Origin of the sequence: Ruegeria sp. THAF57 (genome assembly GCF_903914075.1) — a bacterium.
Taxonomy (GTDB): Bacteria; Pseudomonadota; Alphaproteobacteria; order Rhodobacterales; family Rhodobacteraceae; genus Ruegeria.
The window spans coordinates 696914-720422 of the sequence record NZ_CAIWNQ010000002.1 but is presented as its reverse complement, the minus strand read 5'-3'; the positions used below and the strand labels follow the sequence as shown (position 1 = coordinate 720422).

Annotated in this window: 23 protein-coding genes and 1 pseudogene; 3 read left to right on the top strand and 21 right to left on the bottom strand. The window is 54.7% G+C overall.

Features of this window, described 5'->3' with window-relative positions:
* Position 1 precedes the first annotated feature (1 nt).
* The 6 genes from RUESEDTHA_RS07570 to RUESEDTHA_RS07545 are packed head-to-tail and all read right to left on the bottom strand — an operon-like array spanning position 2 to position 5792.
* Complete coding sequence (locus tag RUESEDTHA_RS07570; RefSeq protein ID WP_180885765.1) at positions 2 to 1210, bottom strand: Tm-1-like ATP-binding domain-containing protein; 1209 nt, start codon at positions 1208 to 1210, stop codon at positions 2 to 4.
* A gap of 11 nt (positions 1211 to 1221) precedes the next feature.
* Entirely contained in the window at positions 1222 to 1941 is a 720-nt protein-coding gene (locus RUESEDTHA_RS07565; protein WP_180885763.1) for an ABC transporter ATP-binding protein, read from the bottom strand.
* On the bottom strand, positions 1931 to 2704 hold the full coding sequence (locus RUESEDTHA_RS07560; protein WP_180885761.1) for an ABC transporter ATP-binding protein: 774 nt from the start codon (positions 2702 to 2704) through the stop codon (positions 1931 to 1933). Before RUESEDTHA_RS07560 ends, RUESEDTHA_RS07565 begins: the two co-directional genes overlap by 11 nt.
* Positions 2695 to 3933 carry an ABC transporter substrate-binding protein gene (locus RUESEDTHA_RS07555; RefSeq protein WP_180885759.1) on the bottom strand — a complete coding sequence of 413 codons (1239 nt, stop codon included), beginning with the start codon at positions 3931 to 3933 and terminating at the stop codon, positions 2695 to 2697. The genes RUESEDTHA_RS07560 and RUESEDTHA_RS07555 overlap by 10 nt, the downstream gene beginning before the upstream one ends.
* A gap of 15 nt (positions 3934 to 3948) precedes the next feature.
* Positions 3949 to 4929, bottom strand: coding sequence for a branched-chain amino acid ABC transporter permease (locus tag RUESEDTHA_RS07550; RefSeq protein ID WP_180885757.1), 981 nt, complete (start codon positions 4927 to 4929; stop codon positions 3949 to 3951).
* Complete coding sequence (locus RUESEDTHA_RS07545) at positions 4926 to 5792, bottom strand: branched-chain amino acid ABC transporter permease (RefSeq protein WP_171210936.1); 867 nt, start codon at positions 5790 to 5792, stop codon at positions 4926 to 4928. The genes RUESEDTHA_RS07550 and RUESEDTHA_RS07545 overlap by 4 nt, the downstream gene beginning before the upstream one ends.
* Before the next feature lie 190 nt (positions 5793 to 5982).
* On the opposite strand from RUESEDTHA_RS07545, the gene RUESEDTHA_RS07540 reads away from it, so the two are divergent.
* Together RUESEDTHA_RS07540 and RUESEDTHA_RS07535 are read left to right on the top strand one after the other, a co-directional pair.
* The gene (locus RUESEDTHA_RS07540; protein WP_180885755.1) at positions 5983 to 6624 is read left to right on the top strand and encodes a phosphoenolpyruvate hydrolase family protein; all 642 of its coding nucleotides are present in this window, start codon (positions 5983 to 5985) and stop codon (positions 6622 to 6624) included.
* Complete coding sequence (locus RUESEDTHA_RS07535) at positions 6621 to 8345, top strand: phosphoenolpyruvate hydrolase family protein (protein ID WP_180885753.1); 1725 nt, start codon at positions 6621 to 6623, stop codon at positions 8343 to 8345. Before RUESEDTHA_RS07540 ends, RUESEDTHA_RS07535 begins: the two co-directional genes overlap by 4 nt.
* Positions 8346 to 9578: 1233 nt before the next feature.
* Here RUESEDTHA_RS07535 and RUESEDTHA_RS07530 read toward each other — a convergent pair.
* The 11 genes from RUESEDTHA_RS07530 to RUESEDTHA_RS07480 form a co-directional block, all read right to left on the bottom strand.
* Positions 9579 to 10133: a CIA30 family protein gene (locus tag RUESEDTHA_RS07530; RefSeq protein WP_180885751.1), complete on the bottom strand. Its 555-nt coding sequence runs from the start codon at positions 10131 to 10133 to the stop codon at positions 9579 to 9581.
* An 11-nt stretch (positions 10134 to 10144) separates the two neighbouring features.
* Positions 10145 to 10597 carry a TspO/MBR family protein gene (locus RUESEDTHA_RS07525; RefSeq protein WP_180885749.1) on the bottom strand — a complete coding sequence of 151 codons (453 nt, stop codon included), beginning with the start codon at positions 10595 to 10597 and terminating at the stop codon, positions 10145 to 10147.
* Between the two features lie 13 nt (positions 10598 to 10610).
* Positions 10611 to 11114 (bottom strand): aggregation factor core, encoded by a 504-nt coding sequence (locus tag RUESEDTHA_RS07520; RefSeq protein WP_180885747.1) that lies wholly within the window; start codon positions 11112 to 11114, stop codon positions 10611 to 10613.
* Between the two features lie 277 nt (positions 11115 to 11391).
* Positions 11392 to 11886, bottom strand: coding sequence for a YdeI family protein (locus RUESEDTHA_RS07515; RefSeq protein ID WP_180885745.1), 495 nt, complete (start codon positions 11884 to 11886; stop codon positions 11392 to 11394).
* A 66-nt stretch (positions 11887 to 11952) separates the two neighbouring features.
* The gene (locus RUESEDTHA_RS07510; protein ID WP_180885743.1) at positions 11953 to 13452 is read right to left on the bottom strand and encodes a cryptochrome/photolyase family protein; all 1500 of its coding nucleotides are present in this window, start codon (positions 13450 to 13452) and stop codon (positions 11953 to 11955) included.
* 3 nt (positions 13453 to 13455) lie between these two features.
* A complete protein-coding gene (locus RUESEDTHA_RS07505; protein WP_180885741.1) occupies positions 13456 to 14700 on the bottom strand; it encodes an FAD-binding domain-containing protein in 1245 nt (414 codons plus the stop codon).
* Positions 14697 to 14828: a DUF2256 domain-containing protein gene (locus tag RUESEDTHA_RS07500; RefSeq protein WP_370456773.1), complete on the bottom strand. Its 132-nt coding sequence runs from the start codon at positions 14826 to 14828 to the stop codon at positions 14697 to 14699. Before RUESEDTHA_RS07500 ends, RUESEDTHA_RS07505 begins: the two co-directional genes overlap by 4 nt.
* Positions 14829 to 14830: 2 nt before the next feature.
* The gene (locus RUESEDTHA_RS07495; RefSeq protein ID WP_219635831.1) at positions 14831 to 16345 is read right to left on the bottom strand and encodes a deoxyribodipyrimidine photo-lyase; all 1515 of its coding nucleotides are present in this window, start codon (positions 16343 to 16345) and stop codon (positions 14831 to 14833) included.
* Between the two features lie 229 nt (positions 16346 to 16574).
* Positions 16575 to 17894, bottom strand: a complete 1320-nt coding sequence (locus tag RUESEDTHA_RS07490; protein WP_180885738.1) for an AarF/ABC1/UbiB kinase family protein — start codon at positions 17892 to 17894, stop codon at positions 16575 to 16577.
* Positions 17895 to 17900: 6 nt separating this feature from the next.
* The gene (locus RUESEDTHA_RS07485) at positions 17901 to 18374 is read right to left on the bottom strand and encodes a DUF427 domain-containing protein (protein ID WP_180885736.1); all 474 of its coding nucleotides are present in this window, start codon (positions 18372 to 18374) and stop codon (positions 17901 to 17903) included.
* A gap of 188 nt (positions 18375 to 18562) precedes the next feature.
* Positions 18563 to 19570: a pyridoxal phosphate-dependent aminotransferase gene (locus RUESEDTHA_RS07480; protein ID WP_255431645.1), complete on the bottom strand. Its 1008-nt coding sequence runs from the start codon at positions 19568 to 19570 to the stop codon at positions 18563 to 18565.
* Between the two features lie 194 nt (positions 19571 to 19764).
* Here RUESEDTHA_RS07480 and RUESEDTHA_RS07475 point away from each other — a divergent pair, with 194 nt between their 5' ends.
* Complete coding sequence (locus RUESEDTHA_RS07475) at positions 19765 to 20478, top strand: N-acyl homoserine lactonase family protein (protein WP_255431644.1); 714 nt, start codon at positions 19765 to 19767, stop codon at positions 20476 to 20478.
* Positions 20479 to 20526: 48 nt separating this feature from the next.
* On the opposite strand, the gene RUESEDTHA_RS07470 is transcribed toward RUESEDTHA_RS07475, so the two are convergent.
* From RUESEDTHA_RS07470 to RUESEDTHA_RS07455, 4 genes and pseudogenes are all read right to left on the bottom strand, one after another.
* Positions 20527 to 21255: an SDR family NAD(P)-dependent oxidoreductase gene (locus tag RUESEDTHA_RS07470; RefSeq protein WP_170687599.1), complete on the bottom strand. Its 729-nt coding sequence runs from the start codon at positions 21253 to 21255 to the stop codon at positions 20527 to 20529.
* A 304-nt stretch (positions 21256 to 21559) separates the two neighbouring features.
* Positions 21560 to 21892 (bottom strand): annotated as a pseudogene (locus RUESEDTHA_RS21010) (ester cyclase); the annotation flags it as partial.
* Positions 21893 to 22366: 474 nt separating this feature from the next.
* Positions 22367 to 22825: a YdeI/OmpD-associated family protein gene (locus tag RUESEDTHA_RS07460; protein WP_180885730.1), complete on the bottom strand. Its 459-nt coding sequence runs from the start codon at positions 22823 to 22825 to the stop codon at positions 22367 to 22369.
* 211 nt (positions 22826 to 23036) lie between these two features.
* Entirely contained in the window at positions 23037 to 23462 is a 426-nt protein-coding gene (locus RUESEDTHA_RS07455) for a GFA family protein (RefSeq protein ID WP_180885728.1), read from the bottom strand.
* Positions 23463 to 23509 lie beyond the last annotated feature (47 nt).

Sequence of the window (23509 nt, the reverse complement as noted above, 5' to 3'; positions counted from 1 at the left end):
CTCAATTGTCCTTCCGGTTGTAGATTTCGTTGAAATTGCTGATCGCGGCCTCGGCAAAGGCGGGATCGTTGATATGCATATCCAGCTCGACCAGTTGCCGGTCAGGTGTCTGGACCACCGTGTCACGCAGCGCCTGGAACAGCGCCTCATTTGCCGCTGGATCGTGGAAAGCACCACCTTCGATATCCAGCGCTGAGACCCCGCGCAGAGGCAGCAGGAAGCGCACCGGCCCCTCACAGGCGTTCAGCTTGTTGCCGATCCATACACCGATCTGGGCGCATTCCTCGGGGGTCGAGCGCATCAGCGTGACCTGCGCGTTGTGATGATAAAAGTTGCGACCTTTGAATTGCGCGGGCACCGAGTCGGGGGACCAGAAATTCGCCATGTCCAACGCCCCGCACGAGCCGACATAAGGCAGTTTGCTGCGCGCAATGCTGTCGAGACGCTCCTCACCCGCGCTGAGGAAACCGCCCACGATCAAGTCGCAAATCTCGGTCGTCGTGATATCCAGTGCGCCCTCCACGTCGCCCTGATCGACCAGTTGTTCCATCGACCGCCCACCGCTGCCGGTGGCGTGGAAAACGAGGCAATCGTAGTCGTCGGACAACCCTTCAGTGATGGCCTGAACGGCAGGGGTCGTGACACCGAACATCGACAAAACCAGAGCGGGGCGGTCATCCGTGGCTTCGGGCACCTCATTGGCCATCATACCGGCTAGCGCGTGCGCCGCGTTGCCCAGCAGTTTGCGCGACACACGGTTCAGACCGGATACATCCGTTACCGGGTGGAACATGTTCACATCTGACGCGCCCACATAGGCCGAGACATCGCCCGACGCGAGCGTCGAGACCAGCACCTTAGGCACCCCGATCGGCAAGGCTTGCATAGCGGGCGCTATAATCCCTGACCCACCCGAACCGCCCAGCCCGATGATGCCGCCCAGGTCTTCTCTGCCCAATACAAAAGCGGTAAGTGCCCGCGACATCTCGGTCACAGCCTGCCCGCGATCATTCACGAACACCGCCGCCGGACCGTCGGGATGGCAGGCCGCGACACTGGCAGCCGTGACATCCACGCCAGTCTCGCCACCTTTGGTGCCGACATTGACAAGGACAGTTTCGATGCCCGTCGCGTCGATCAGGTCACGCACATATGCCAACTCTGGCCCTTTGGTGTCGGCTGTGCCGATCACGTAAGCTCTTTTTGTCATCCTTCCCTCCCTTAGCCCGACTGGCCCGGCTCCAGCCCCAAATGGCGCTTTTGCATCGCCTGATCGTTTTCCAGCGCCTCTGCTGTCATCCGTTCGACCACCTCTCCTCCGACCATGAGGGCCACGTCCTGCACAGCGGCAAGCGCCGCGTGCATGTTCTGTTCAACCAGCAACACCGCGATGCCTTCGCTTGCTATCAGTTCGATCAGATCAATCACGTCCGAGACAATGGCCGGGGCCAGCCCTTCGGTCGGTTCATCCAAAACCATCAGGCGCGGGTTCAGCAGCAGCGCGCGACCGATGGCCAGCATCTGCTGTTCGCCCCCGGACAGCCTGTTGCCAAGGTTCCGGCGGCGTTCTTTGAGGCGCGGAAAGGTTTCGTACACGCGGTCAATCGACCAGGCGCCCCCTTTGCGTTCGACGATCTTGAGATGTTCCTCGACTGTCAGCGACCGGAACACCCGCCGCCCTTGCGGCACATAGCCGATGCCCATCTGCGCGCGCTTCTCAGGCGGCAGACCAGTCATATCCACACCGTCAAACCGAATTTCCCCCGCCGAATGCGGGTGCAGGCCCATGATCGCGTTGCACAGGCTGGTCTTGCCCATTCCGTTGCGCCCCAGAATGCCCAAAGGGCGGGTACCGAGGTTCAGATCAACCCCGTGCAGCACATGACTAGAGCCATAGCGCAGGTCTACCCCGCGAATTTCCAGCAAAGCGTCAGTGGCCATGAGCACCCCCGATATAGACGCGGTGCACATCCTCGTTGCGCATGATCTCATCCGGTGAGCCTTCGGCCAGCAAGCGCCCGTTATAAAGGACCGAAACGCTTTCCGAGGTTTGCAATGCGATATCCATATCATGTTCGATAAGCACTACGGTCACATCCTCGGGCAAGGACTTCAGAAGCGCGCTGAGTTTCGGACGTTCAGCAGGCGAAAGCCCCGCCGCCGGTTCATCCAACAGCAATATTTTCGGGTCTTCGGCCAGTGCGATACCGATCTCCAATTGCCGCCGTTGTCCGTGGCTGAGTTCCGAGGTCTCGCGGTCCAGCACATCAGCAACACCAGCGACCTCGGCCAGTCGTTCGGCCTCGGCCAGGCGGGCATCGCTGGCGCGAAGGGGCATTACCTGCCGCCAACTGCCCCGCAGCCCGGCGACAGCCAGAAACAGCGTGTCACGCACAGTCAGACCGTTGAACAGATGGGCGTGCTGGTAGGTCCGACGCAGCCCGCGTTGAATTCTCTTGTTGATCGGCTCTCGCGTTACACTGTCACCAAACAGGGTGATCTGGCCGGTCGTAGCGCTGGTATCTCCGGTCAGCACGTTAAACAGGCTGGTCTTGCCCGCCCCGTTCGGCCCCAGGATAGCGCGACGCTCGCCGGGGCGGACGGTCAGGTCGATATCCTGAACCGCCCAGAACCCGCCGAAGCGTTTGCCAATGCCCCGGACCTCCAGGGCATTGGCTGTGTTATGTGAGTGGTTTACGGGCACGAGGGGTTGTCCCGGCTGACCGGACCCGAGGCCAGGAAGACCTCTTCGTCCTGTCCCAGAAGCTGATCCACATCGCGCACAACCTTGACCACGCGGTTGCCCAGCGAGCCGTCTTCACGCTCGTAGACTTCGGTCACAAAGTTGTCGATCACACCATTGCGGTTCTTGTCCAGCCGCATCGTGCCGCCGGTGGGGGTGGTAAAGGTCAGATCGTTCAGCGCTGCACGGAAGGCGGCATGATCGTCCGACAGATCACCATCAACTTCGTCCAGAGCCAGCATCGCGGCCTTGGCGCTCATGTAGTAGTGATGCGCAAAGATCGAAGGGGCCGAGAAGCCATCAGGGAAGGCTTCGGTATAGCTGGCGGTAAAGGCTTTCCATTCGTCACCGTCATAATCGCCGACGGTCGGGGTGCCCGCAGGTGCGCCGACCAGCAGTTTCTTGAACGGGCCTTTGCTGTCCAAAATGGACTGGTCGATGGTGATCGAACCGCCGATGATGGGCTTTTCACCACCCGCCTGACTATACTGGGTCAGGAAGTTGACCGCATCCGCGCCACCCAGCGCCACGAACAGAGCATCGACATCCTGTGGGATCGAGTAGACGACCGAGGAGTAATCTTTGTTGCCGATGGGCGTCCAGAACTTCTCAGGGACCTTACCGCCCGCCTCGCAGAACTCAGTCATGAAACCCAGAACCTGCGTGTATGGGAAGGAATAGTCCTCGGCGATCACAGCCACGGATTTGTAGCCCATATCGTTGAAGGCGTAATCGCCGACGCCGACCATCCACTGTGCGCCATCACCGCCAAAACGGTAGAAGTTGTCAGAGCTGTCGCGCAGTGTCGTATCTTGCGCGGCTGACGATCCGTTCAGGAAGGTAACGCCGGGATAGGATTTCGACAGATCGCGCAGCGCCAGACCCTCGGACCCGGATAGCGGGCCAACGATGATGTCCACGCCGTCCTGTTCGATCAGCTTACGGGCCGCGTTCACGGCGCTGTCGGGGCTGGCGTCGGACGACATAGTGATGACTTCGATCTTGTTGCCATCGACCTCGCCACCGGTTTCCAGAACCGCCAGTTCCGCGCCCCGAATACCATCCTGACCGAGCGCGGCAAACGCGCCTTCCAGGATCGAGATCACTCCAACTTTAACATCTTCGGCAGAGGCCGGGACCGCCATTGCGCAGAGCGCCAGCGCGGATGCAGCCATTTTGAGCTTATTCATTTCTTAGGTTCCTCCCTATGAGTTTGCTCGGACAGTTGACTTTTCTTTGACTTCTGGACGGCGCAGCCGCGCCATCCAGTCACTTGCCAGTTGTTGCAGCCCGCCCGGGGCCACGATCACGATCAGCAGCAGCACAACGCCAATCAGCGTGTTGAACCGTTCCCGGTCGATCAGGTCGACGGCGAAGGTGTCCAGCAGAACAAAGACCACCGCGCCCACAAACGCTCCGCCCGGATGGCGCAGGCCCCCAATGACCGAGATGATGAGGATGTCGATGATGGGCCCAAGCCCGACTGAAAAGGATGAGATGCGTTCCTGGTACCAGACGTTCAGGATGCCACCGGCCCCGGCCAGCAGACCCGAGAAGGCAAAGGCGGCAACGATAGGCGTGGTGATGGAAACCCCCAGCGCCAGCACACGACCGGGTGCGTCACGCACGGCCTGAATGGTCAGCCCAAGCGGTGAGCGGACAAAGCCGCTGACCAGCGCCAATGCAAGCGCGGCCATGCCCAGAGACAACAGGTACAGCGGCAGCGGATCGCGCAGGCTGAGGCCGGCAATTTCGGGCGCTCGAACGCCGGAAAAGCCAGTCCAGCCATTGAAGAAGGTATAGTTCTGGCGGGTGAAGTAGAAGAACGCCACACCAATCGCCAGCGTGATCATGATGGCGTAGATACCACGTGACCGGCGTGCGATTAGGCCAACCAACGCACCTGAAACAGTCGCAAGGACCAGCGCCAGTGGGATCGAGACCCAGAATGGCAGCGGAACTCCGATCCCCACTGTATTGGGGCCAAAAAAGGCGATGGTGTAACCCGCAATCCCGGCCATGGTCGCCTGCGCGAAAGAGACAACGCCCAGATAGGTCGCCAGAAAGCTGAGGCTTAGTGCCATGATGCCAAGGATCAGCGAACGTGTGGCGACCTGCGTCAGCCAGAAATCGTTCAGAACGAAGGGCAGGATCAGCAGAGGAATAAGGATGAACGCCTGTTTCATAGCTCGGCCTTTCCCAGCAGGCCCTGTGGGCGTACCGCCAGTACCAGCACCATGATCGCAAAGGTGAACACCACGCCGTAGGTGGGCGCATAGGCCAGCCCGTATTGCTCGGCCAGACCGACCAGCAGCGCACCCAAGGCGGCCCCGCCGATCGAGCCCATTCCGCCGACGATCACCACCACCAGCGAAGACAACAGGAATTGCAGGTCCGTCCCCGGCGCAATCGACAGCGCGCTCGCGGCGACGACCCCGGCCATACCGGCCAACATGCCTCCCAAGGCAAACACAATGACAAAGATACGGTTGATCGGATATCCCAGCGCCCGCAGCATGTCCTGATCATCAACGCCCGCGCGGATCACAGCACCAAAGCGTGTCCGTTGGATCAGGAACCACAGGCCAATCCCAACCACCAGCGCGAAACCCATCAGCGCCAGACGGATATTGGCATATCCCACGCCCAAAACTGGCAGGCGCTGTCCCCCGGCCAGAGCGTCCGGCAGCTCGACCTGATAGGTCAGCCCGCCCCAATACCACAGCATCAGATCGGCCATGATGATCGAAATCGCAATCGAGGCGAGGGTCTGGCGCAGCTCATCCCCCTGCATCCAGCCCAAAACCCCTGCCTGCACGATGGCTCCGGCCAATGCGGCTGCCAGGCCACCACCGACAACGCCCAGCCCCCATGAACCAGTGACATCGACAATGCTGTATCCGACATATCCACCCAGCAACAGCAACGCGCCATGGGCCATGTTCACCGTCCGCATTAGCCCAAAGATCAGGCTGAAGCCGCTGGCCGCCAAAAAATAGAGTGCTGCAAGCGTCAACCCATTCAGGGTGACGATTAGAAATAAGGTCATGGTTCCTCCCGCTTGGGGAAAGCATGACGCAGGAATTTGAGCCATCACAGAGATAAGCGCATTTTTCGAATGAGAAATATAATGTTTAAAATCAGATAATTAAGTCAAATCACCTCAACTGGCCTTGCTCGAATTAGGAAAAAATGAGAAAAAGCTTCTGAAAATAAGAAAAGCTTTCCCAAGTTGAGCCATGACCACTCTGACCCTGACTGGTGCGCAATCTGACAACTCTACAGAAGCCAATCGAATCTACTGTCCAACGCTGAACGGTTTAACAGTGGCGCAAGCAGACCTGGCATTTGTCATGCCAAGGCTTGATCACAATAGGGCAGTCCGCGAAACACCCCGGCAGGGCGATTGGGCTGCTCTGCTGGCGAGCGACCCGTTCGGCTCCGAAGTGGCCATGTTCTCGCAGCTTTACGCGCTTGGGTACCGTGGGATCACCAATTGGCCTTCGTCGATCCTGCTGGACGGCGCGTTGCGGCAATCCATGTCGACCATCCCAGCCTCGCCTGAATTTGAGTATGCGTTTCTGGCCCGGGCCCAACAGGCCGGATTTAGAACTCTGGCCTTTTTCATATCTCTGGCGCAGGGGCGTGGCGCTTTGAAGGCGGGGTTAAAGCATCTGGTGTTGCACCCTGGTTTACTTGAGGTTGAAACCCGCGAGAGCAGTGCGCTGGTTCTGGGATCCTTGCAACGTATCATCGACACGATCCGAACCGAGGCACCCGATGCTACTATCTACGCCTACACATCCGATTGGCATGAGCGATCCGTCCCGCTCAGTACGTTGGAAGTAGATGGGCTGGTCAGATGTGAGGCCACCGCATGAGCGCGCGCAGAGACAGCTTCTTATTTGCCGCGGTCGTAGGCTCCGGACTGACTGCCAAGGCTGCTGACAAGGCAGGGGCCAATTATTTGCTTGCGCTGAACGCAGGCCGGTTTCGGGTTCAAGGCGCATCGTCACTGACCAGCTTTCTGCCAGTGCGCGCGGCCAATGACTGGGTCATGGAATTCGCCGAGCGGGAAATGCTGGGGCGATGCTCTGCCCCGATTTATGCCGGATTTTCCGTAAGCGATCCTCAACTTGATATTGCGGAATTGGTCCAAAAGGCCAAAACATTAGGCTTTTCCGGCATCTGCAACTTCCCCTCGACCACATTGATCGACGGGCGTCTGGGCGCCCTGATCGAACGCGAAGGGCTGGGTCTTGATCGGGAAATTGCGATGGTCAAGGAAGCCACAAATGTCGGGTTGGGCGTGTTTTCCTACGTCCAGACGAATGCGCAAGCTCGCAAAATGGTCGATGCCGGGGCAACCGCAATCTGCGTGAATATTGGTTTTACAAGCGGCGGAACAGGGGTCAACACGCACCTGACTTTAGAGACCGCCGCAGCCCAAATTGACCGCGTTCTAGAGGGCGTTCCCACTTCGGTGGACAGACTTTGCCATGGGGGGCCGATCACCTCGCCCGAAGAAGCGCTGGCCATCACCCGCCTGTGCGGTGTGCAAGGTTTTGTAGCAGGGTCAACCTTGGACCGACTGCCGGTAGAACAAACGTTGAATGAGGTGACCAAGGGGTTCACTGCCATTCCCAGCCTGTCACGAATCGAGACCGGTGCGCCAACAACTGAACATGAATTGGTCGGGTCTTCTTACTCCATGCAGTTGATCCGCGAAGAACTTGATGATCTTGCCCATGAGGATATCCCGGTTTTGTTAATCGGTGAAACGGGAACCGGCAAAAGCCGTGCAGCGCTCAAACTGCATCACGCAGGCCCGTCTGCACGACGGCAGCCAGTGGTCGTAGATTGCCCCGCCCTGGGTAGCGAGGACGGCGGCGCACACCTTCTGGGTAAGGTACACGGTGCTTCTGGTGCGACGGGGACACAACGCGGTGCTTTGGAACAAGCCTCGGGCGGCACTGTCATATTTGATGAAATCACCGCCTTGCTGCCGGAACATCAGGGCAAGCTTCTAAAGTTCACCGATGAAAAGACCGTGCAGCGTATCGGGGATCATACGCTCAGACGGGCGGACGCGCGGATCATTTCGACCACGACACAGGACATGATTGAAGTGGTTGAAGACAACAGGTTTCGCCAAGATCTTTATTACCGGATTTCAGGGCACGAAATCCTGCTGCCACCGCTGCGCGAACGCGTGGACGATATCCCCGAGCTGGCACTGCACATCGGACGGCAGGTGATCAACGAGACTCCGAAATTCTCAAACGCTGCGCTTCGTCTGATGTTAGAGCACGACTGGCCCGGCAACGTGAGAGAACTTTATTTTGCGGTCCAGCGGGCGATACGCAAATCAGATGGGTCGACAATCAATCTGAAGGATGTCGAGTTCCTGCGCCGTAAGCCCGCCTCGGTTTCAGCTACTCCCGCCCTAGAGACTTCGGCTGGAACGCTAGTCTCAGAACGCGACTGGATAGCAGAGGCTCTGGCCCGCAATGGCTTCCGCCGGGCGCAAACGGCACAGGAACTGGGAATAACCACCCGCACACTTTACAACAAAATCAAGAAGCATGGCTTGCAGGGATAGTACACTCAGTTACCCAGCATTATCTAATTCTCTCATCGCATTTGGCCGGGAAGCCTACTGAGTTTTGCTCCGTCAAGTGTTTTGGACTAGGTTCACGAATTCTCGCTTTTTCCCGGGATTTGCTCATAGTCTGATGAAACCCTGCTGAACCAGACACAAATGACCGATTTTCTCGCCGCATTACCTCGACGCGTTGTTGCTTATGCAGCAAAACCGTGCTTCGAGCGCGTAGCTCGAAAACACGATGGCCGAGTTGGGCTCAGAGCAGTCAGCTAACCTGTTCCGTTAAATATCCGCAAAGCCATGATTTCCAGTAATTCGGTAAACCCAATTCCGCGGGCGCGGCGAGGAGAGCCAATAGCGACTTTGTGAAGCTGCCGCTGAAGTCTAAGCCCGTTGTTAGTTTCAGAGTCTAGCGGTGGAGCTACGGCGGCGCCGCATCGCGTCTGTTCATTTGCTGCCCAGCTCAAGATTAACATCAACTCTTCTCTTCCTTTTCGGCCCCCTGCTTAGGATGAGCAACCTCATTGCCAAGTTCGAGAGAAACGACTCCTTCAAGCTTTCATAGAAACTGGGATCTTCGTCCCACTGCATCGGGGGAATATGTTTCGGCTGATGACGGAACTTTCCCAATAATACCCTGGCTTTCTCCGTCGCCTGAAGATCCACGTCCAACCCGAGCGCTGCCTCATGGCAAAAGAAAATGCTTAATATCCACCTTATCCTATTGGATGATGTCAAACGCAGCACGATAAGTTTGGACAATTTGATAAGATAAACAATTGTAGCATATAGTAAAATACAAGAGGAACGAACGACCTCAAACAGGTTGCATGTGCCTCTCCTGGGCACCAATTATCATTGCAATCTGTTGATTTTTAAATCTTTCAAGGATGAGTCTGAAAATCATCCCCTGATCCGTCCCCCGAATAGATATTGATGCAGGATGATCCCGGGTTAGTTTCAATTACATGCCGATCGCCCACTTCCCGCTGTAGGAATGGCCACACTATAATACACTTCCGCTTTGGGCTCAGAAGCAGACCTTCACCAAAACTTACCGAGAGTCTGCCTTGCGGACAGAGCCGCCATCTACTCAGCGCAACGAAATTTCCGCTCTCAGCCCAAAGCGGACATCCAAAATCAAGTTTTGCAGTTTCTTTTGGCACACTTCGATCTCGAACCATGTCAAACTAACCTATTTGAAGATATCAGTCCTATTTTGGGAAACCTTCAGTAGAAACCAATCTCGTTGACATCTACGCGAACCTCGTGATCGCGCCCGTAGGCAACAACTCCAACTGAGGTGATTCCGTCAGCGACGGGAATAGCGCGTAACATGGCACCTGAAGCCTTGAAGTCTGACAGAGGCAAATAAACTTCTGTCCACTCGTTAGAAGTTGCGAACGCGGCCTGATAATATTGCCAAGGAACCACCGTGCCACGTGTCCTGAGGTGGACGAAGTATTGCTCGCCGTTACCCCGGACCAATAGCCTGACGCCCGAAGCACTCGCATCTGGCCGATCAGGCAACTTGCGTCGAAACTGGATGAAGCCACCGTTGTTTTCTGTACTCACTATTCCGGTCAACCGCGCGAATGCAACATTACCTTCCGAACGAAACTGCACCTGCCCTGAAGAGGCCCCTCCCATGACAGTGTCGGCAACGTAGTCCCAACGCGTCTCCGGAGACTCGGAGAAGTATTCAGTAAGATTTCCGTCAGCCTGTGCCATTGTAGATCCGATGAGAAATAGACTTGAAACAAGCCCAACGAAGTTGCCACGCATATTGTTCTTCCTCAGTTCAATATCGAAATGGAAAGGTTAAGCGCCGTGGCAAATGCGACCCATGCTAAATACGGCAGGAAGGCCAGGGCAGAGACTCGATCAGTGTACCTGACTTCAGCGATGAACACGACGATGACAGTCAGCAACGCGACAATGACCACAAGGGCCACCCACGGCATTTGCAATACGAAAAAGGTTGGGGACCACAAGAAGTTCAGACCCATCTGCGCCCACCACAGCTTCATAGCGGTCGAGCTTCGGTCTGTGTCAAACTGACGCCAACCAACCATAGCGATCAAAACATATAGCACCGTCCAAACCGGGCCAAATATCCAATTTGGTGGATTGAAAGCAGGTTTAGAAAGCTGCGCATACCAATCGCCAGGTGCAGTCAGTGTCCCGATCAGGATGCCGCCGCCCATCACAAGCGCAAGGAATGCTATGCGGATCAACCAATTCGACATTGTAGGATAGCTTTCAGCAGTCCTTGGTCGTAACGTTGACAAGTGCTTCGGAAGAGAAGGTCGCAGTACTGGTCTTATCCGCATCAGTATATGACACCGTGGCGCCTTCGATCTCCGACCCGGTTACGGTGATTTCGCGTTGCCCGATAGTGTCATCTACATCGATGGTAAAGGCGAGTGTGTCCCCGGCTGCGAGGGAGGCGATCTCAAGTTCAATTGTATTTTGCCCGTCCACAACCGAAGGAAGTTGACGCAGTGCATCTGCACCCTCAACGAATTCGAGAGGCTGGAAGACCTCTACGCCCGCACCTTTTTCGGTCACGTCGAAAATCAATCGTCCGGCAGATTGCGACAGGTCAATTTTGACGTTCGAGGCTTCAACTTGGCACGTTCCCACATTTGTCAGAACGAAACGGTCCTTGGGTGCGCCTTCTATGAAGCGAATTTGTACTCCGGCTTGAAGCGAAGATGCTACGAGTAATCCAAAGGTCGCCGTAAGAATACTCTTCGGGAGCATATTTATCTCCTTCCTTATTGGTTCTTGATAGATACGCTTCGGCGGATTTCTTGGATCAGACTAATGCCCTTTGATTATCGCGGTTCAGCCGACAGATCCTATAGAGATTCCGTGCACCGCACTAAAATCGATCCCCACGTTCGCCAGACCATCGGGCCAGGTCTGATGGGACAGCACAACAACACCGTCGTCTTCAACACAGGCTCATCTGATGTCCACACGCTTTCACTAAGAAAGCTCAGATTGCGATTGTAAACAAAGGGCAAACCAGAAGTCGCTACATTTGCTGCATTCTTTTTCCAGCATGCGTTGTTTCGACCGTCTTAGTGATCCGCTGTTGGCGCGTTGTTGGGTTCTTAGCTATCTTGATCCAGCGCAGGACGTTGCGTCGATAAGAGGGCGGCAATTGCTCCCATTTGTTCAGGTCCAATTCACCAGATAAATCGTCTGGCACAATCAGAGCGTCGACGTCATCAAAAAAGTTCCACAGTCCTGACGCCTTACTGGATTGTATGGACGCCTCTCCTGCGGGGTGCATTAAGCCTTCTTGCCTGAGGCGCTCTGCTCTGTCTTTGTAGCTTTTGGACCAGGCTTGCTGTTTTCGCGGGCTGATCAGTTGCGCCGTCCGGTCTTCATCGATTGTAAATCGTCTTCCATCAATCCAACCATGCGAGATCAGCGCATCCAGCACCTCGTCCCGACTGACATATTTCTGCGGATGTGCCGCCTTCCACGTGATCAGGCGGACGCTATCACGTTGGGCAAAATGCATGCTTAGCCACTCCCACAGTTGATCACGGGATGTGACCTCAATATCAGTCACGCGCCACCATAGTGTTCATGCTTGTGTCATCCGTCGCAAAAAAGCTTCAGCCGTCTTTATGTGCGTGCTCTTGGCCTCTGGCGACATCCGTTCAGCCGTACGGCACATCATCGCCCATCGGGGATTGCCAGCCAGTCTATCGCTGTGTTTCAGAATAAAGCGCCAATACAGCCCGTCCCAAATATCGGCCCATGGCCCCTTGCCCCAATGGCTCATTTTGCGAACATAGTTTGAGCCCGAAAAGTACGGTTTGGTGGTGATCAACCCGCCATCGGCATGCTGGCTCATCGCGTAGGCATTGGGAACCATAACCCAATCATAGCTGTCGACGAACATTTCCATAAACCAGCGATAGACATGATCCGGATTAATTTCGCACAGAAACATAAATCCACCCAAAACCATGAGGCGTTCAATATGATGACAATACCCTGTCTTGAGCACCCTTTTGATCGTGTCATCCAGCGGATCAATACCAGTGGTTCCGTCGTAGAAAGCGCGGGGCATTGGGCGGTGATGGCCCCAATGATTTGTAGTGCGCATCGGCACACCCAGGCTCTCATAGGTCGCGCGCATAAACTCGCGCCAACCAATGATCTGACGGACAAAACCTTCCACCGAATTCAGGGGAACGCCCTTGCGATCCGCATGCGCCAGGGCAGCGTCCAAAACCTGTCTGGGCGTCAACAATCCAATGTTCAAGGCTGGCGTGAGAACGGCATGCCACAGCCAATTTTCGCCCGCAACAATGGCATCTTCATAGTCGCCAAAGTGATAAAACCGCCGTTCCAGAAACTGCGCCAGCCAGTCGGACGCAGCTTTGTGTGATGTCGGATAGTACAACGTATCCAGGCTGCCCAATGCTTCTGGAAAGTCAGCAAGAACACTTGCTTTTGCAGCTTCATCAACGGCGTCATGGACAGGCCAGTCGATCCAGGGCAGGCTGCCCAACAGCGCCTTAGGTACTTTCTTGCGGTTTTCCTCGTCAAAGCTCCACTGTCCACCCGTCGGTTGACCGCCGTCCATCAACACATTCAAGCGGCGGCGTTGGCTTTTGTAGAACTCTGCCATGAACCAGCGTTTTCGACCGGCAAACCAATCCTGATTGTCGGCCCGAGTGTTCAAAAAACCAGGTGATGGCTGGAAATCGAGCGTGATATCGGTTTTGCCAGCCGCCGCCCTAAGACGTTTTTCTGCAATGAAGTCTACCGGATCAACCATGACTATATGGCTGATGCCGCGGTCCCGCAGACTTTGAAACAGGCACAGGCATGCGCCCGGCTGCCGCTCAAAGGGCCAAATCGCGGCATCAAATCCCTTTGCGACCAAGCCATCGCGATAGCGCGTCATGGAAGCACGGTGCAGCCAAAGCTTTTGCTTGTGCATCGTGGCAGGATAAAACGCATCGCAAAAGAAAAGCGGGTCTTCGAAAAGCACAACCGCGTCGGGTCGGGCGGCGACACCGGGGTGCTGGGCAAACAATTGGTTGGGAAGTAGAAGCGCGGCAGTGGACACCGGCTATGGCCTTGGTTGGGTGGCCAGGTTTAATTGGCTCAAAAGCGATGGGATCTTCTTTCGAAGACCAAAGAAGCCGGCCCTTGCGTGAGGCCATGTCAAAGCGTCGTAAGGCCGAAGAATCCGATTCAAGGATAGGCCTGCGTCCCTCAAAAAGGGTTCCGCACGATCCAATCGTGACCGAGTGGGACCGACAGGCGTATAGGCTGTTGCAATGGTTGTGACACCAGCATTCCGTGCTGCCTTGATCAACGGACCACTCCAGTCTTCGGCGGACTGAGCAAGCTTTCCGTAGGGTTCCAGGGCGCTGTTAATCGCGCCCTTGGCAAAATCCTTTGCGGCGTCCCCCATCGGGTTTGGAGACCGACCATGCGTCGCCAAAAGTCCAATCGCGGCCGCAGGCGATGTCCGCACTAAGCAGTCACTTGACAGATCATCCTCTGTCAACAGCAACAGATAAGGGCTGTCCGCGGGAATGAGCGGGATAGAAAGTGGAATGAGCGGGTGATCTAGCGGCTCGGTCAACGGTTTTGCAAATTTGGCGAGGCCTTTTGGTTGAAACCGTCCTTGCGTGTATTTGGCAATATTATCGGGTCGCGCGAGGTAGGTTTTGCCTTTCGTGTGCAATCCGCCGACCCACCGCCAGCTCAGCGTGTTTGACGCGGGATCGCCATCCAGCAAATGCCGCAAAAAGAAGTCCGCGCCAAGATGCCAGGGTATGTGGAGCGTAAAAATCCAAATTGATGCAAACCACATGCGCGCATGGTTGTGGAGGTAACCGGTCGTCACCAGTTCCCGCGCCCAATGATCGAAACAGTCGATGCCGGTATTGCCGTTCACTGCATCGTTGAAACGGATCTCTAAGCCCTGATCGGATTTTAGTCGCTCTAAAGCGCTCAACAGATCCCGTTGATAATGTGCCCAGACGCTGGGCCTCTGTTCCAGCCAGCCCTTGAAGTAAGTGCGCCAGAACACTTCTTGAACGAACTTCTCCGCCGCGTCGGGATTATGTGACGCTAGTACAGTCGCCAGTACCTCTTGTTCCGTTATCAAACGGTGGCGCACCCAAGGTGACAAACCCGATACATTGCTGCGTTGATCGGTCCCAAAATCGTAGTTCCGCTTACCTGCATAATGCCGACCGGCGCGTCCTACGAACTGCTTCAGCCTTTTAAGGCCATTGGTTCGTGTGGGCTTGAAACTGATCGTCTCTTTCGCTTCCACAATTTCTGGAAAAATCTCGGTCATGCGGCCGACCTGCATTTTTTTGAGCAGTATTTCACTTGATCCCAAACGTTTTCCCATTTCTTGCGCCAGGTGAACGGGCGCTTGCAGATCGGGCAGATTTTCTGGGGCAAATCGGCTTTCTTCCGCATCCTCATCGTTGGTCCCCCAAAGGCAGGTCGAGTTGCTCTTGATCTTGAGCCGACCGCGCATCTTTGCGAGCAGTCCACCTGGTCTTTCGGCTCGCGTGCTTTGCCGAGATGGCTTGCGCTTGGGCGCGAAACTCAGTGCTCCGGCGGACATCCCAAACCCGCTCGCGCGCGGCTTTAGCTGCTGCGAGATGGTCAAAAACACGATCTGGATAGACCGTTCCAACGATTTTCTGCGCGCTTTCAGCTTTCCAGGGTTCGTGTATATGCTGATCCGAAATATTGGCCAATTCCGGCAACCATGTCCGAATGAACACCCCATCAGGGTCCTGATCGTAACCCTGCTTAACTGGGTTATAGATGCGCACGGTATTGATTCCGGTGGTGCCCGATTGCATTTGCACCTGACTCCAGTGAATGCCCGGCTCATAGTCGGTAAACATGCGCGCCAAATGCTCCCCCGGGGCACGCCAATCCAGCCAGAGATGATAGCTCGCCGTGGCCATCACCATTGCGCGCATCCGAAAGTTGAGCCACCCCGTCGCTTGCAATGACCGCATGCATGCATCCAAAAACGGATATCCCGTTTCGCCTTTGCACCAGGCAGCCAAAAGCTCGCAATCTGGCGCTTTCGGTCGAAGCCCGTCGTAGAGCCGATGCAAATTTTCAAACTCAATTCGAGGTTCATCCTCAAGTTTCTGAATGAAATGGCAATGCCAATGCAATCGGCCTGAAAACGAGCGCAGCGAATTGCGCCAGTCCTTTGCTTGCGACGGCAATCTGCGTCTTTGCTTTTCAGTCGCTTGGGTTACCTCGCGCATCGAAAGCGCGCCCCAAGCCAGGTAGGGTGATAGCCGCGAACACGCAACGGCTCCCTCCAAAGGGCTGGACATCTCGCGTTGGTATCTTTTGCCTCGGTAGGTCAGAAAGCTGTTCAGCCGCTCCAAACCCGCAGCTCGTCCACCGGCTTGACGACCAACGCACAGACCATCCCGCAAGCCGAGGTCGCGCGCCGTGGGAATATACCCTGGCTCTATGTCGATTGGTTTAAGCGCAACTGGTGACGAAACGGGCAATGCCATATACCTGTCCCACTGTCCCGCCCAGCCATCGCGAGACTTGAGCCTTCGAAAAACGCCGTGGTTTTGCACTTCGTGCCAATGCACACCATGATCCTTGCACCAAGCCGCGACCTGAAGGTCCCGCTGATACGTCCAATTGTTCCCTGTTTCCTCGTGTGACCAAAGTACGTCGACTAGACCACAATCCTTCAACTCGGATAGGACCGACACAATCTGCCCGGTGCGCACAACAAGAGGCTGGCCAAGTTCCCCAAGGTCTTTTCGAAGTCCGGCGATTGTCTCAGCAGCAAAGTTCCACTGCCGTGTTGACGCGTCGGGTTGCTGCCAAAGCTCCGGTTCAACAACATAGAGTGGCAGAACTGGCCCGACCTCAGACGCTTGCGAAAGTGCCGGATGATCATTTACCCGTAAATCCCGTTTGAACCAAACGACTTGCACGATACCTCCGTTCTTCAAGTACTGTACGTATGGCCACAGAAATTGGATCTTTGTTTCAACCACTTCTCCACTTCGCTGTGGACGCGGCCTTGGCTCTTCAAAGACGTTCTCGAATCCGCGTTTGGCAGCATTCGCGCCGTATTCACACTTCATCTTGCGTTGGTCACGCTGATCAGTGACGCAGGTTTGTAGTTGTTCGCCTTGTTGGTTTTGAGTGAATTGGGCTAGTTCAGATGACGTACTTTTCAAGCAGCATCTTCACGGGCAGCGAGGCATTCAATCGAGTAGCCAACAGAAACATTCCTCCAATCTTTCGCTGAAGGTAAAGAACGTCCATTGGCACCTGGGGTGGGATATAGCCGACCTCGATCAGAGCCATACTCTCTTTGTTCAGGCGGTGGAAAATCGTTCGGTCAGAGAAATCAAATTCATTCGCAGATAGAATTGCTTCGAAAACGCTACGGATCATTCTGAGGATCCGGTCGTCAAATGGGCCATCACCTTCAATAAGCTTCAGTTGTATGGCAGCCTTTCGAAGCGCCGCGCCGTCTTCAAGCAAACCGGCGCGCAATAGATCCACGTATCCATCTATTGCAGATGGTTGCAGTGCGCGTGCCGCGCCAAAATCCAAGAGACCGATTTTTCCATTGGATGGGTTGTATCGGTAATTGGCAAAGTTTGGATCGCTCTGCATCATACCGAACTCAAAAACCTCGCTCAGCGTGAGATTGACCAAGGCCTCTGAGACTCGATTGCGTTCCTCGCTTGTCTCATCACTCATGGCCTCGATAGGGCGACCTTCCAGAAAGGACATCGTCAGAACTTCTGGCGTGCTCCAATCTGCATAGAACTCTGGGATTTTAAACGCTTCATCGCCCTGCAATAGATCAGCAAAACAGCGCAGATATTGCCCCTCGCGTTCATAGTCCGTTTCTTCATGTAATTGACTGCGCGCCTCTTGGATATACGGAGCCAGATCAAAGCTTTGGGGAAGCAGACCTGACATGCGAACCAGAGTGGCAACGTTGGCCACGTCGCTGTCGATACTGCGCGCGATACCGGGATATTGCACTTTGATCGCCACATCGCGCCCGTCTTTCAATGTCGCACGATGTACTTGCCCAATGCTCGCTGCCGCTATGGGCCTAACGTTAAAGTCTTTGAAGGATTTTCGCCAATCTGCACCCCAAGCTCGGTTCAGGACGTCACGCAATTGTTTCGGTGGCATGAAATGCGCCTGATCTCGTAAACGCGCCATGATGTCAGCCAGTTCAGGCGGCAAGACCTCACCTGCATCCATCGAAATCAACTGACCCACCTTCATCGCGGCGCCTCGCATGCGAGCGAGTTGATCCGCGACTCGTGTCACGTTGCCGGGTGTCATCAACAAACCACGCATATCGGGTCGCGCGCCGCGACCGATCTCTCTTAGGGCGCGTGCTGCCATGTTCCCCGCAATGCCTGCCGTCATGCTGCTTAAACCGGCAACACGGCCCAAACGGCTTGTAGGAACTGCCAAAGGGGTTGGTGAGGATTTAGGGTCGGTCATCAATACTCACCAAAATTCCGTGCCCGGAGCGCCTTTTATGCGACCCTTCAAGTTTTCGGTGACCCAACCTCCATAGAAGTCCCCGGGTTGCGGGATCACCGGGTACTCACCAACAAAACAAGCGTCCATAAGTCCGGCGTAAAAGGCGAGATAGCCCTTAATCCGTTCAAATTTGATGGTTGGTGCCGCATAACTCCACGCAGCTTTCTTAGCCGCAGCTGCCCCGTTCTGAACGTCCCAGTAGCTCGCAACACCCTTCCACTCGCAGAATGATCTACCTGAGGCCTTTGTCAGAACGGCATCAATGTCTTGCGGCGGAATATAATACGTGGGGGCGTGATGGGTTTCGAGAACCTGAAACGCCTGATCGGTTTTCACGATTGCTTGACCGCCGAGCTCGATCCGCACTCGATGAGGCACTGCCCGCAGCGCAGGTGGTCGCGGATAGTCTTGGACGTTTTCAGTTGTCCAACCTGTCATTTCGAACCTTGTTTATGAATCAGTTGTTCCATCTTCGAACTAGCGCGCCGACAGCGTTATTCTAGCGATAGAGCTTTCAGCGTATGGCAGGTGAACTTGCACCAAAATTGGGCGTAGTGTCAGCTTGGGGCGGGCAACGTTATTTGACCGACTTTGCAGCCCGAACCGTCGAAATGAGTGTCCTAAATCTACCAGTTTGCCAATAGTTCGCCCATGCGCTCTAGGCCAAGGTCGAGGTTGGCAGCAGCACCTCCCCCCACACCCAGTCGGATGTGGTTCTGCATCCCGTAAGACGAACCCGGTAGTAGAAATGTCCGATAGGGATCGGCGAGCAAGCGTTTGGCGAACACGTCGCCATCAATCCCATCGAGCCGTGCCAAACCAATTAATCCAGCCTGAGGTTTGACCCAATCGAGGTTGGGCTGATCGGCAACAAACCTATCCAGGCGTTCCAACGTTTTCATCCCAGCTGCCCGTGCAGTTTTCAAAGCCTGATTATATCGGTCAGACCTCAAGGCAATTTCCGCGATGACTTCGCCGAGAATATTCATAATTTCGCTCGAGTTTTCCCGCAGAATAATAGCATCCCAAATGAGATCTGAATCACGGCATATCATCCAGCCGGTGCGTAGCCCCTGGAGCCCCAGTGCCTTGGAAACGCTGCCCGTCGTGATACCCCTTGGATACAAACCAGCAATCGAAGGGGCACGGGACCCGTCCCACTCCAATCCCGCGTAAACTTCGTCAACAACCAGCCATGCACCTACGCGATCTGCGATTTGGACAAGCCTTTCCAGCTCCGCTTGTGTCATCAACTGCCCAGTGGGGTTATTGGGGTTGGTCATAAAGATGAGCCGCGTGCGCGTTGTTACTGCGGCCTCAACTTTGTCGAGCGGCAATACCCAACCAGCTCTCTCTTCGCGGTCGACAACTTTTAGCGTCGCGTCAACTGCCTCTGCCAATACGCCCGCTTGTGGCCAGCCCGGACGTTCCGTTACGACTTCGTCGCCCGGTTGGACCAATTGCATGAATGCAAGATAATTGGCTTCCGCGGCGCCGGCGGTGATCAGAACATCGTCTGGCTTGCAAACATCAGACAAGCCGGCGCGGTCCAAAACATGCCGTCGTAAAGCGGGCAGACCCCGAAAGCTCTTTTGGTTCCAATCCAACGGCAGCGCTGGATCCAGCGCATTCATGAACTCACCCAAACGCGGCGACTCGGACAAGGAAAACCCAACGAAAGCTTCTGGATCCGCTTCCGTGGTATCCAGTAGGTATTGAAAAAGTGTGTGTATCTTGACTTTCATGCTCTACTCAAAATCTTTGTAGTCAATCAGGGAGAGAGTCTGTGCAAGCAGAGGGATTTGTCAAAGGGCGACCGATTGACCTTGTGGTTTTGGACTACGGGCTGTTCAAGGTCCATTCCACTGGCCGCATCATAGGTATCTGCGGGTTTCTGATCCGAACAGATTTGGAAGAAGCAATACTCATCGACACTGGATTTCCTGAAAAATACGCCATTGATACGGACGCCGCGGTCAAAGAAGATCGATTGTTCGAGTTTGGCGAGGTTCTGAAGTGCGAACCAGATAATCTGCCACGCGCACAGCTGGCAAAACTCGGGCTTATTCCGTCAGACATTACATTACAGATTTGTACGCACTCCCATATCGACCATATCGGTGCATTGGGCGACTTTCCAAACAGTCCCATTCTCATCTCCTCTGCCGAGCGAGCCTTACCTCGCCCCTTGTATTGGGGCGATATGCGGCTGATGGAATGGCCCGAGCAGGATTACCTGGTAATTGATGACGACGTAGAGATTGGGCCGGGTATCTTAGTTTTGATGGCACCCGGTCATGCGCCTGGCCAGATCGCGGTAATGGTCGATCTTCCGTCGGGGGCGATTTTATTGACCAGTGATGCGATTTCCCGACCATCAGAAATCGACGAGAAGTTTGCCGGGTCTTGGGACGAAGATGCAGCAATTGCCAGCGCAGACAGGTTGATGCGTCTGGCATCCGAGCGAGATGCCTTTGTAATCTATGGGCATTGTCCAAAGCAGTGGCCTGATCTGAAGAAAGCACCAGAAGTCTACAGCTGATCCCACCACTTGGACCATTTTTCCGGAAAATTATGTCGCACCAAAGAATTATCTGACGTCGCGCCCTTGGTTCAGAATAATCACATTCCCACTGGAAACATCCCCTGCCGGTGAAATGAGAAAACCAACCCAAGAGGCGATTTGCTCAGGTAGCATCGCATGACCATGTGGCATGGCACTAACGGCTTTCTTCAAGACTTCCTCGGTCAAGACATTGAACAACGGTGTCTTAGTCATGGCAGGTGCCAGAGAATTTACACAGATTTTATCCTGTGCGTATCGACGGGCGAGGTCTTTTGTAAGGGTATCCATTGCTGCTTTTGACGCGCGGTAGTGCGGAGGGTCGAACACATCGAAATTGTAAGCACCGTTCGATGAGATATTTACAATCTTTTTGATGCCTTCGCGTTCTAACATCAATTGGACCGCTTGCTGGCAACAATGGAATGCAGAATTAAAGTTGATTGCCATCTGCTTTTCGAGTTCCTCGGGCGGAATGTGCGGGAAGTCAGACATAAAGCAGGTGCCAGCGTTGTTTACCAAAGCATCCAGACCGCCATGGGCTGTCCTAATGCGCTCAAACGTTTGAGCCACGGCCAAAGGATCAGTTAAGTCAACGTAAATAGGTGTGAAGTCCGAACTAAATTCTGATGCCAGTTCGTTCAGACGCTCTTCTTTGAGGTCCAGACCAATCACATGCAACCCGTTTGTCTGCAATTGGCGGCAGATGGCCTGCCCCATCCCTCCCGCGGCGCCGGTCACAACCGCTGTCTTCATGGTAACTCCTCCTACCTAGGTATGATTTGCGATACTTCGAATTAAAGAAGGAAACTCATACCCCTTTTTTCTGAAAGCGGCGAAAGCCAATTTCGTTTAATTCAGTGCACGTCCGTTTTGGGCTCAAGCTAGACTTTGCAAAGTCAGCTTTCTGCGCATAGTCGCCGTCGGTTGATAGCGCAGCATCGGTCACTATGGGCTCGAAGCGGCCATTCGCTGCGTATTGGATAATTGACTGCTTGGCGGACAAAGCCGACGTTCAACGTTAGCTAGCGAGATGGCCGGTATGCCTTGAGATACTTCGTCATGACACGAGACCAAGCTGCTGAGCGATAGAAGCAGCATCGTAATACTCCCTACCTACTACTATTTTGCCATCCTTGACCCGCATACCACTGCAATAGTGCGCCTCTTGCCACCTACCAGTTGGTTCGAACGATCCAAGCGAAGACTCAAGAAGGCCGGTATGGGTTCCGCGATTAATAAACTCAACCACTGCTCTGTCGCCATCTACTACTACGTTTGTGACCTTCACCTCTCCATCAGGGAGCGCGCGTCGCCAGCGTTCATAGTCCATTCTGTAGCCCTCAGTTCCGATCTGGCTCTCGCTTCGTGGGATATCTTCGAACTGGCAGTGGCTCGCAAAACAGCAACGCTGCGTTCGGGATCACGCATGTCCCTAGATTCGTGGAATTGCCTTACAATCCTTTCGGTCGGATGCATTGCCAAGCTACTTTGCGCGTCTGAACAAGAAGAGTATCGATCGGAGGCGACCTGTCCACCACTAGGTCCAACGCGATTCCGAAGCAGCCGCTGGCGGTCCAGCGTCGGCACGACCAAGTAGGTTGAATGCCTATTTTGCGGACAAAGCTGCCGACAAGTCAGCTTGTTAGCACGTGTGATATCGGCCCATTGCGAACCTTCACCCCCAGTCTCCGTGCTGCGGCGCGATCCGTCAAAACTGCCGTCCGCTGCGATCGCAAAAAACAGTAGCTGCCTAAGCTCGCGAAATGCGGACACAGCTGTTGTTCAAAACGGACGAGCATATGCAGGCTTTCGCGAAAACGCGCTTCAACACTCAACACCAAATTGGTGAGGCGCATCTGTTGCGTTACTCTCGCAAAAAAGCAATCAACTGCGCAATGCGTTTCACGCGTGTATCAGCTCGCTTTGCCGTGTTAATAGTATGAAGGAGGCCGCGTTTCTTGCCTGGTGTCAACGCAGACCAAGTGTCACTGAGATTTGCGTCGCGAATGGCCGAAACCACATCGTTTGGTACTTCCACAGAGTTTGGATCGGCTTTGCGTAGGCGGACGTCGATATCCTCACCGGGTGATATCTGAGCGGAACGGAGAATAGTCTTTCCCGTGTATACAAAGGTTTCGGTAATGGCAGGGGATTTCGTAAGAGCCATATTGAAAGGATGATCATTTAATTCAACTTCGACGCGTTTCGTCCCCAACTTTTTGAGCGCGGCAGCGATTTCATGTGGAATAGGTAAGACCGTGTAGGTGCTCTGGCCCCATTCCATAGGCTCGATACGTCCTATAAACGAAAACCAATCAGCCAAAGAACTCTCCCTCATTTCTTGAAATGATGGTTTGAATATTGATTGCTTCAAGGTGCTCGATGTTCGCTTTGGACTGCGAGTTGCTAAACGCGGATGCAGCTTGCTTTGGACTCTCAGTGGTAGGTCGAGCTGAAACGGTCGCCCGTGGAGTTTGGCTAAGTGGATGCCGTTCGGACAAAGCAACAGATAGGAAGTTAGGTGGCTCCCCGATTTACATATATCCGTCTGGATCGTTGGGCGTGTGTAGTAATGTGCCTTCAAACGCGTCGAGATTATCATTCACATGCAACCAAGACAATTTGCTTTGTTTGTTGACGTGAAAAGTCGGTTTGAAGTCTTCCGGGTTTTCGAGCGACCCTGCATAGAGGTGCATACCACCCGGATAGTGATCGGCTTCAAATCCAATGGGTGACCCGCACGTCCCGCAGAAGTGCCTGAAAACGCCTTTGGAACTTTCGTAAGTGCGGGGTTTATCACCAGTCCACTCAAAGTTCCTTATCGGCACACCTAGCCACGCAACCACCGGCGCCGCACAATTCCGACGGCAGTCATCACAGTGGCAATAGCATGACCATGTTAGATCACCCTTGTAGGCCCAGCTTGTTTTTTTACAGAGACAATACCCGCGCGTCGCCATTCGATTTTCCTCCCAACCTCCAAAACATAGGATGCAGGCGGGTTTTT

Excerpts from the sequence above, each read along its gene's own strand:
- RUESEDTHA_RS07520 (WP_180885747.1), bottom strand. The coding sequence starts at position 11,114 with ATGCTCCCGAAGAGTATTCTTACGGCGACCTTTGGATTACTCGTAGCA.
- RUESEDTHA_RS07505 (WP_180885741.1), bottom strand. The coding sequence starts at position 14,700 with ATGACCGAGATTTTTCCAGAAATTGTGGAAGCGAAAGAGACGATCAGT.
- RUESEDTHA_RS07490 (WP_180885738.1), bottom strand. The coding sequence starts at position 17,894 with ATGACCGACCCTAAATCCTCACCAACCCCTTTGGCAGTTCCTACAAGC.
- RUESEDTHA_RS07455 (WP_180885728.1), bottom strand. The coding sequence starts at position 23,462 with ATGGCGACGCGCGGGTATTGTCTCTGTAAAAAAACAAGCTGGGCCTAC.
- RUESEDTHA_RS07555 (WP_180885759.1), bottom strand. The coding sequence starts at position 3,933 with ATGAATAAGCTCAAAATGGCTGCATCCGCGCTGGCGCTCTGCGCAATG.
- RUESEDTHA_RS07565 (WP_180885763.1), bottom strand. The coding sequence starts at position 1,941 with ATGGCCACTGACGCTTTGCTGGAAATTCGCGGGGTAGACCTGCGCTAT.
- RUESEDTHA_RS07545 (WP_171210936.1), bottom strand. The coding sequence starts at position 5,792 with ATGACCTTATTTCTAATCGTCACCCTGAATGGGTTGACGCTTGCAGCA.
- RUESEDTHA_RS07550 (WP_180885757.1), bottom strand. The coding sequence starts at position 4,929 with ATGAAACAGGCGTTCATCCTTATTCCTCTGCTGATCCTGCCCTTCGTT.
- RUESEDTHA_RS07480 (WP_255431645.1), bottom strand. The coding sequence starts at position 19,570 with ATGAATGCGCTGGATCCAGCGCTGCCGTTGGATTGGAACCAAAAGAGC.
- RUESEDTHA_RS07485 (WP_180885736.1), bottom strand. The coding sequence starts at position 18,374 with ATGACAGGTTGGACAACTGAAAACGTCCAAGACTATCCGCGACCACCT.
- RUESEDTHA_RS07525 (WP_180885749.1), bottom strand. The coding sequence starts at position 10,597 with ATGTCGAATTGGTTGATCCGCATAGCATTCCTTGCGCTTGTGATGGGC.
- RUESEDTHA_RS07470 (WP_170687599.1), bottom strand. The coding sequence starts at position 21,255 with ATGAAGACAGCGGTTGTGACCGGCGCCGCGGGAGGGATGGGGCAGGCC.
- RUESEDTHA_RS07540 (WP_180885755.1), top strand. The coding sequence starts at position 5,983 with ATGACCACTCTGACCCTGACTGGTGCGCAATCTGACAACTCTACAGAA.
- RUESEDTHA_RS07500 (WP_370456773.1), bottom strand. The coding sequence starts at position 14,828 with ATGCGGAAGAAAGCCGATTTGCCCCAGAAAATCTGCCCGATCTGCAAG.
- RUESEDTHA_RS07515 (WP_180885745.1), bottom strand. The coding sequence starts at position 11,886 with ATGCATTTTGCCCAACGTGATAGCGTCCGCCTGATCACGTGGAAGGCG.
- RUESEDTHA_RS07530 (WP_180885751.1), bottom strand. The coding sequence starts at position 10,133 with ATGCGTGGCAACTTCGTTGGGCTTGTTTCAAGTCTATTTCTCATCGGA.
- RUESEDTHA_RS07570 (WP_180885765.1), bottom strand. The coding sequence starts at position 1,210 with ATGACAAAAAGAGCTTACGTGATCGGCACAGCCGACACCAAAGGGCCA.
- RUESEDTHA_RS07535 (WP_180885753.1), top strand. The coding sequence starts at position 6,621 with ATGAGCGCGCGCAGAGACAGCTTCTTATTTGCCGCGGTCGTAGGCTCC.